This window comes from Myxococcales bacterium, from assembly GCA_022184915.1.
Taxonomy (GTDB): Bacteria; Myxococcota_A; Polyangia; order Fen-1088; family Fen-1088; genus JAGTJU01.
Genome location: JAGTJU010000007.1, coordinates 229,357 through 237,326 on the forward strand (window position 1 = coordinate 229,357; position 7,970 = coordinate 237,326).

Annotated in this window: 4 protein-coding genes; 2 read left to right on the plus strand and 2 right to left on the minus strand. The window is 62.7% G+C overall.

Annotated elements, in window-relative coordinates; all coding sequences use genetic code 11:
- Nucleotides 1-11: 11 nt before the first annotated feature.
- Entirely contained in the window at nucleotides 12-2,717 is a 2,706-nt protein-coding gene (locus tag KA712_23505; protein ID MCG5055935.1) for a valine--tRNA ligase, read from the minus strand.
- A 127-nt stretch (nucleotides 2,718-2,844) separates the two neighbouring features.
- Nucleotides 2,845-4,236 carry a response regulator gene (locus KA712_23510; GenBank protein ID MCG5055936.1) on the minus strand — a complete coding sequence of 464 codons (1,392 nt, stop codon included), beginning with the start codon at nucleotides 4,234-4,236 and terminating at the stop codon, nucleotides 2,845-2,847.
- A gap of 191 nt (nucleotides 4,237-4,427) precedes the next feature.
- Here KA712_23510 and KA712_23515 point away from each other — a divergent pair, with 191 nt between their 5' ends.
- Both KA712_23515 and KA712_23520 read left to right on the plus strand, forming a co-directional pair.
- Nucleotides 4,428-5,426 carry a glycosyltransferase family 2 protein gene (locus KA712_23515; protein ID MCG5055937.1) on the plus strand — a complete coding sequence of 333 codons (999 nt, stop codon included), beginning with the start codon at nucleotides 4,428-4,430 and terminating at the stop codon, nucleotides 5,424-5,426.
- The gene (locus tag KA712_23520) at nucleotides 5,395-7,515 is read left to right on the plus strand and encodes a DUF2079 domain-containing protein (GenBank protein MCG5055938.1); all 2,121 of its coding nucleotides are present in this window, start codon (nucleotides 5,395-5,397) and stop codon (nucleotides 7,513-7,515) included. Before KA712_23515 ends, KA712_23520 begins: the two co-directional genes overlap by 32 nt.
- The last annotated feature ends 455 nt before the right edge of the window (nucleotides 7,516-7,970 follow it).

Here is a 7,970-nt window from a genome sequence, read left to right on the forward strand (position 1 = left end):
TCCCCGTGCCTCTAGCCAAGGCGCGACAGGGTCTCCTCCAGCTTTGCCAGCGCCGCCTCGGCGTCGGCCAGGCGCGCTTTGTCTTTCTCGATCACCTCCGGGGGGGCTTTGTCGACGAAGGTCGGGTTCGACAGGCGCTTTTTGTAAAACTCCACGTCCTTTTGCAACTTACCGCGCTCCTTGTCGAGCTTTGCCTTTTCGGCCCCCGCATCCGCCTCCGACTCGAGGAGAACCATCACCTCCACGTCTCCCGCCATGGCCAGCGCGACGGGTTGGCCCGGGGGCTCGCCCAGGCGACGCACGGTGACCTCGCGGCACTTGGCCTGTTCGGCCACGATGGCCTTGTAGCCCTCGAGAATCGTCTTTTTGTAGTCGTCCGCCACGGTCAAAATGACGGCGTTGCGTGAGATCGAGGGGATGTTGCGCTCCGCACGAACCGAGCGAATGGCCGTGACCACCCGCTGCACCAGGTCCATCGATTGTTCGGACGCCTCGTCCTGGAAGCGCACGTCGGGAATCGGGTAAAGCGTGATGACGATGCTCTGGGGCGCCGTATCGGGCTTGGGGAGCTTTTGCCAGATCTCTTCCGTGATGAAGGGCATGAAGGGGTGCAGAAGGCGCATCGCCACGTCGAGCGCCGTGACCAGCGCTCCTTGCACCTTCCAGCGGTTCTCCTGGGCGGCGGGCGTGCCGTCCTTGCCCAGACGGGCCTTCGCCAGCTCGATGTACCAGTCGCAGACTTCGTTCCAGATGTAGTGGTAGATGATCTGAGCCGCGTCGGCGATGCGGTACTCCTCGAGCGCCTTGTGCACATCGTCCGCCACCCGCTGGGCCCGCGAGAGGATCCACCGCTCGGGAAGCTCGAAGTCGGCGCCGTCAGGGCCGTCGGCCGTGCGATCCGCGAAGCGGTTCGGATCATAGTCACCCAGGTTCAGAAGCGCGAAGCGGGTGGCGTTCCAAATCTTGTTGGCGAAGCGACGGGCATCGTCGACGTTCGACAGGGAGAACTTGATGTTCTTGCCCTGAGACGCGTTCGTCGTGAGCCAGGCCAGCGCGAAGCGCAGCGAGTCGGCGCCGTGCTTTTCGATCACGTCCAAGGGATCGATCACGTTGCCCTTGACCTTCGACATCTTCTCGCCCTTTTCGTCGGTGACGAGCGTATGCAGGTACACCGTGCGGAAAGGAACTTTCCCCATGAAGTGAAGCCCCGCCATGATCATGCGGGCCACCCAGAAGAAGAGAATGTCGTAGCCCGTGTCGAGCACGGTGGTGGGGTAGAAGGTCTTGAGCTCGCGCGTCTCGTTCGGCCAGCCCAGCGTGGCGAACGGCCACAGCCAGGATGAAAACCACGTGTCGAGCACGTCTTCATCCTGGGTGATCTCGGAACTTTCACAGTGCTGACATCGAGCGGGCGTGGTCCGCGACACCGTGTAGCCCTTGCAGGCCGCACAATGCCAGGCAGGTACGCGGTGCCCCCACCACAACTGGCGAGAGATGCACCAGTCCTTGATGTTGGTCATCCAGTGGTAGTAGGTCTTCGTCCAGCTCTCGGGGACGAACTTCACCTTTCCCTCTTCGGCCGCGGCAATCGCAGGCTTGGCCAAGGGCTCCATTTTCACGAACCACTGGGTGGACACCATGGGCTCGACCACCGTGTCCGAGCGCTGAGAAAAGCCCACCGCGTGCGTGATGGTCTTGCTGCCGCGCTCGAGCCCCAGCTCTTTCAGCTTCTCCTTGACCGCCTTGCGCGCCGCCTTTGCAGGAAGCCCCTCGAAAGGTCCGCCGCGATCATTGACCTTACCTTCGAGGTCCAGGATCGAGATGAACGGCAGGGCGTGACGCTTTCCGCACTCGAAGTCGTTCGGATCGTGGGCAGGCGTCACCTTCACCGCACCCGTCCCAAAGGTCATGTCGACCAAAATGGGATCGGCAATGATCGGAAACTCGTACCCCAGGATCGGATGCTTGATTGCCTTGCCGATCTTGTCTTGGTGGCGAGGGTCATCGGGGTGCACGGCCACGGCCGTGTCGCCCAGCATCGTCTCGGGTCGCGTAGTGGCCACGACCAGCTCGCCCGAGCCGTCGGCGAGCGGGTACGCGAACTCATAGAGCTCGCCTTGCACATCCTTGTACTCGACCTCGAGGTCCGAGAGCGCCGTACGGCTGCCCACGTCCCAGTTGATGAGCCGCTCGGCGCGATAGATGAGCCCCTCTTCGTGCAGGCGCACGAAGCACTCGATGACGGCCGCCGAGTAGTCGGGATCCATCGTGAACTTCAGGCGGTCCCAGTCGAGCGAGCAACCAAGCGCCTTCAGCTGATCGAGAATCCGGTCACCCGACTTTTGGCGCCACTGCCAGATCTTCTGCTCGAAGGCCTCGCGACCCAGCTCGTGGCGGGTCTTGCCTTCCTTGGCCAGCTCGCGCTCGACGACGGTCTGCGTGGCGATGCCCGCGTGATCCGTGCCGGGCAGCCACATGGCGTTGTACGCCGACATCCGGCGCCAGCGCGTAAAGATATCTTCGATCGTGTTGCCCAGGGCGTGCCCCATGTGGAGCGACCCCGTGACGTTCGGTGGCGGAATGACCATCGACCACGGCGCTTTCGGCGCCTGCGCGTCGGCGTGGAAGTACTTCTTTTCGAGCCAGTGGTCGTACCAGCGCTTCTCGAGGGCGCTGGGATCGTAGGCTTTGTCCAGGGTGTCGGGCGTGTTGGCCATGGTCGCGTGTCTACCTAGCAGAGGTCAAAGAGAGCGGCGCAGTTTAATCAAAGGGCGCACGCAGGGAAACCGCGCTTGCTGCGAGCGCCTGTCTTTAGCCCTTGGGCACGAGGGGGCGACGCCCCGCTCAGCTCTTGCGGCTCGCCACCAGCCGTTCGATCTGCTCCCGGATCAGGATCTCGGCCAGCTCGGGAACGACCTCCCACACCACCTCTTCGATGACCTCGCGCGACAGCTTTGCGAGCGCCTCGTATTCGGGCCCGCGCGCGGCGATCTCGGCGAGCTTTTGGTTCAGTTTTTGTTGAACCTTCGGCTCGCCAGGCAGGGCCCGGCCGGCCGGCGCCGGGACTGACACTACCGGCGCCGGGACCACCTCGGGCGCCGGGACTGACACCGCGGGCGGTACCAAAGGTGTGCGCACGTCGATGACCGGTTGCACCGGGGCGGGACCCTGCGGGGAGGTCGGCACGGGAGGCAGGTCGTCAAAGAGCGCCCGGCCGAGCTCTTCGGACGTCGGCAACGCGCGGGCCGTGGGGCGCTCCGAGGCAGGGGGCGCCGTCATGCCCGGCATGCCCATGATCGTGCGCCCGAAGTCCACCGGAGCGGCGGGGGGCGCTGCGGCCACCCGGAGCGGCACGGATTCAGCGCCTCCGCGCGGCGGCATGACCCCTGGAATCAAGGAGGGGCGCGGGGGCGACTTCGCAACCACGGGTCCCGGCGTGACCGGCGCGGCGGCGCCCGGGGGCGCCAAGGCAGGCCGGAGCGCCGAAGCCGAGGGAGGAGCTGCCACGGAAGACACCACCGACGCAGGCGGCGCGAGTGACGGGCGCGCCAAAGGCGACGGCACCGGGCGGGCAGCGGGAGCTGAGGCGGGGAAAGCACGCGCCTGGGGCGGGGCCGACCGCGGGCCCCCACCCCCACCTGGCGGAGGCGGCAAGGGGCGCGACAGGGGCGGGGCTATGGGGCGAGGCGGCGGCGCCTCTTTGCGTTCGGCCCCTCCGGCCGCCGTGGGTTCGATGGAAAATTCGCCGTAGGACTCCTCGTCCTCGAAGGTCACGGCATCCACCTGCACCCGCGACGTATCCTCGGCCACCACGGCCTGAGGCGTTCCCAGCGCCGCAGCCGGAACGGGCGCGGTGACCGGTGCGGCGTCCGCGCTCAGCGCCGCGGCCACGGCCTCGAGCAGTTTTTGGCTCTCGAAGGGCTTGAGTAGGTGACCGTCAGCCCGCACTTCCGCACCCTTCGTCGCGTCGTACGGGGCCTGATTCGAGGCCAGAATGTAAACGGGAAGGTTGGCGAGCAACGCGTCGGCCTTCAATGCCCCGCACAGTTCGTACCCCGAGCGCCCACCCAGGTTGGCGTCGGCAATGACCAGGTCGGGCCTCTGCTGGCGCGCGGCGGACAGGGCCTGCTCGAAGCTCCGGGCCGGGATCAACGTGACGTCCTCGACCGCGTAGACCATCGCGAAGGCTCGCTGAATCGTCACGCTGTCGTCGGCGACAAGTATACGCTTACCCATGTATCTCCCGAATGCGGCGCAGGACGGCCAACTTCGGCCCCCCTTTATGCTTCCCCCGGATATCACGGAGGCGAGAGGGGGTCAATTCTGGGCGGCGTTGGGACCGACAGAACGACACGCCCTCGCCGCAGAGGCGCGAACGAAAATTCATGCGAGTCTGCTAGAGTCGCACCCGAGGTTGCCGCCCTTCCATGAGCTCGCCGTCCGGTTCCCCCTCCTCCCCCTCCCCGCGCCCTACGCTCTCGTTGGTCCTTCCCATCTACAACGAGGAGGCGGTCATCCCCGAACTCGACCGAAGGCTGCGGGCCTTCTTCGACGGCCTTCCCGAACTTGCGGGAAGCTGGGAGGTGGTCTTCGTGAACGACGGCTCGGCCGACGCCAGTGCCGACCTTCTCGGTGACCTCGCGCGCAACGAGCGCCGCTATCGCGTCCTACATTTCGCTCGAAACTTCGGTCATCAGGCGGCCATCACCGCCGGGCTGGACCGCGCAGAAGGCGATGCGGTCGTCGTGATGGACGCCGATTTGCAAGACCCCCCTGAGGTCGTGCGCGACATGTTGGCCAGGTGGCGCGAAGGGTTCGACGTGGTCTACGGGGTGCGCAGCAAGCGGCACGGGGAAACTCTCTTCAAAAGAGCCACGGCTCATCTCTTTTACCGCCTCATGGCGATGGGGCTCGGCGTGAAGATTCCGGCGGACGCAGGGGACTTTCGTCTGATGAGCCGCCCGGTCGTGCTCACCCTCCGAAGCCTCCGGGAACGACACAGATTCATGCGAGGACTTGTAGCCTGGGTCGGATTTAGGCAAACGGCGGTCTATTACGAACGCCCCGAACGCTTCGCAGGCGAGACGAAGTACCCGTTACGAAAGATGCTTCGCTTCGCCCTTGACGGCGTAACCTCGTTCTCGACCACGCCCTTGCGTATCGCAACCTGGCTCGGGGCTATTTCGGGAGCGGCGGCGGTGGGTATCGGGGTTTGGGCGCTGTACATAAAGCTTTTCACTGACAAGACTGTCCAGGGGTGGACAACGCTCACGCTGCTATTGGCGTTGACGGCTTCGGCTCAGATGCTCGTGATCGGTCTTCTCGGCGAATACGTGGGGCGGATCTACGAAGAAATCAAGAACAGACCTTTGTACATTGTCGCCCGCGAGACCGGTGTTGATTCCGACTCCGCCGAACGGCGCTAACGACGCCATTGAGGAATCGGTCGCGGCGGTAACGCCCAAGGCCGAACCGCCTCAGGATCAGTCTCCTGGCTTCGACGGAAGGTCCCCGAAGACCTTGGCGGCTGCCCTGTGCCAAAGGCTTTTGTCGGTAACGAACATCAAGACGATAGTGCTGCTTGCTGCCATCGGCGCATCCGTCGGGTTCTGCGCGTTTGGTTTTGGCATTCGCCCCAAGCTCGAGGCCTACGTTGGCCAAAACCGTTTGTCGTGGAAGCTCCGGTACTGGCTGCAGTGGACGATGATCGGAGGCGTTATGGTCTCCCTGGTAGCCGCGGGCGCGTTGTGGCTTCGGACGCGGCGGACCCAGCCACAGACAGCGGCTCTGTGGACACGGCGGCTGGCGCCATTGACAGGACTTGCTTTCCTTCCGACCCTCACGGACTCAAGGGTGTGGCAAGGCAACGAACTTGCGATTCTGGTTCTGGTCAATCTCTTTTCACTCACGATTCTCAAGTCGATCGTCACGAGCCAAGACGCGGCCCTCCGATTGAGCGTCTCGCCGAAGCCGCGTTCCGTCCTTCTGATCCGGGTGTCTTGCTTTCTGGAGCGTCAGGCGACCTTTTGGGGACGGCAACAAAAACTTCCGCTCTTGACGGTGTTCGCAGGAGTAGCGGTCTACGCAGTTTACTTTTCATTCCACACGATTCAGACCCACTATCGGTTGGGTACCCAGTCGTTCGACCTCGCCCTCGAAGACAATCTGGTCTGGAACGCGGTCAATGGCGGTCCCCTGTTCAAGATGTCGCCCTTCGGGGGCCCCGACGCCACCCACGCGGGGAACCACCAGACGTATTTCGCGTTCGTCATCGGCCTCATTTATCGCTTCTTTCCGGGTCCCCAGACGCTGCTCATCGTCCAAGCAGTCCTCATGGGTGCAGCGGCAATTCCGCTCTTCTACCTGGGTCGAAGTCGCCTCGGCCCCTGGTCCGCCGCCGCCATTGCCTGGCTGTACCTGCTTTACCCGCCTCTTCACGGGGCAGCGCTTTACGACTTCCACTACTTGCCCCTTGGAACGGTATTCCTATGGGCCGCGCTCGCATTCGTCGAAGCGCGCCGCCCGTTGTTGATGGTCCTATCCATAGTGCTTGCCGCCTCAGTCCGCGAGGACGTCAACGCCATGATGGCGGTACTGGGCCTACTGCTCATCGTGGAAGGAAAGCATGTCCCCGCTGGCCTTTTATTCACGGCGATCGGAGGGCTAGCCTTCGGTATTCTCAAGTTTGTCGTAATGCCAAGATATACGGGTGGACATCAGTCCTTCGTACATCAGTACCAGGATTTGGTTCCAAAGGGGGGAGCGGGGTATCCGGCTGTTCTCGTAACGATATTCACGAACCCCGTGTATACGCTCAAGACGCTGCTGGAGGGCGACAAGCTGATTTACGTCCTACAGATATTCACGCCACTCGCATTTTTTCCTTTGCGTCGCGCAGTCGGATTCCTCGGCTGTTTGGTTGGATTCTTCTTCACTCTCCTGTCAACGCGCTACCCGCCCCAGATCCAGATCTCATTTCAGTACACGACGTACTGGACGACCTTCTTGTTCGTCTTACTTGTGAACAATCTAAGTTGGGTCCGGACAACACTCGATACGACTCACAAAAACCTAAGCCGTGCTTATCTTGCGGTGGTTGTGTGCGCGACGATGGTCTGCTCGTACCAATACGGTGCTCTCCTAGAAACGCGAAATACCCGCGGTGGATTCGGCCAATACAGATTCGGTCTGAAACCAGAGGACCACGAGCGGCACCGACAGGTCTACGAGTTGATAGGTCTCGTCCCCAACGATGCCAAGATTGTCGCTTCGGAGCTGCTCGTGCCTCACGTTTCATCCCGCAAGGACGCCTACACACTAAGAACCGGGTACTTCGATGCCGAGTACGCCTTGTTCGAGATGCCAACTCATGGGGACGAAGGGCGAGCACTCAAGCCAGCTCTTGCGAGCGGAACTTTTGGCGTCGTTGCAATACGAGGTAACTACGCCCTCGCAAAGAGACGCCATCCGAGCACAAAAAACGGACTGGTCCTGGATCGCATTCACGGCGACTGAATTTAGAGAGAAGCACTCGCCGAATCGAAGCTCCGAAGATGCGGTATTGACTGCCCGACGCCTCAACCGAACAAGAGGAAGTGCATCGTGAATCAGTCAGAGAGTCACTCGAAGACAGTGTTTCCCTTGATCCTGACGGGAACCGCATTCCGGCTATGTAGCGAGGGCAACTGAGATGACGAATCACGCCGACTCACCAGTGCGCGCAGGAGTGCTCGAGCGCGGACCGAAGATGGGCCTACGGATCCTCTCCGTATTCGTCTGGATCGCCAGCCTACTTGCAGCCGTGGGATTCTTGGCGGAAAGGGCCATCCCAAAGGAGACGCACGCACTCCTCCGCACACTCGTTGCTCTCGCCCTGGTACTTGGTCCCACCCTGGGCGGAGCGTCAGCTCTTGCTCGAAACGCAGGTGGGTTGCGCCCGCTCGTTCATAGATTGTCGACCGCACCATTAG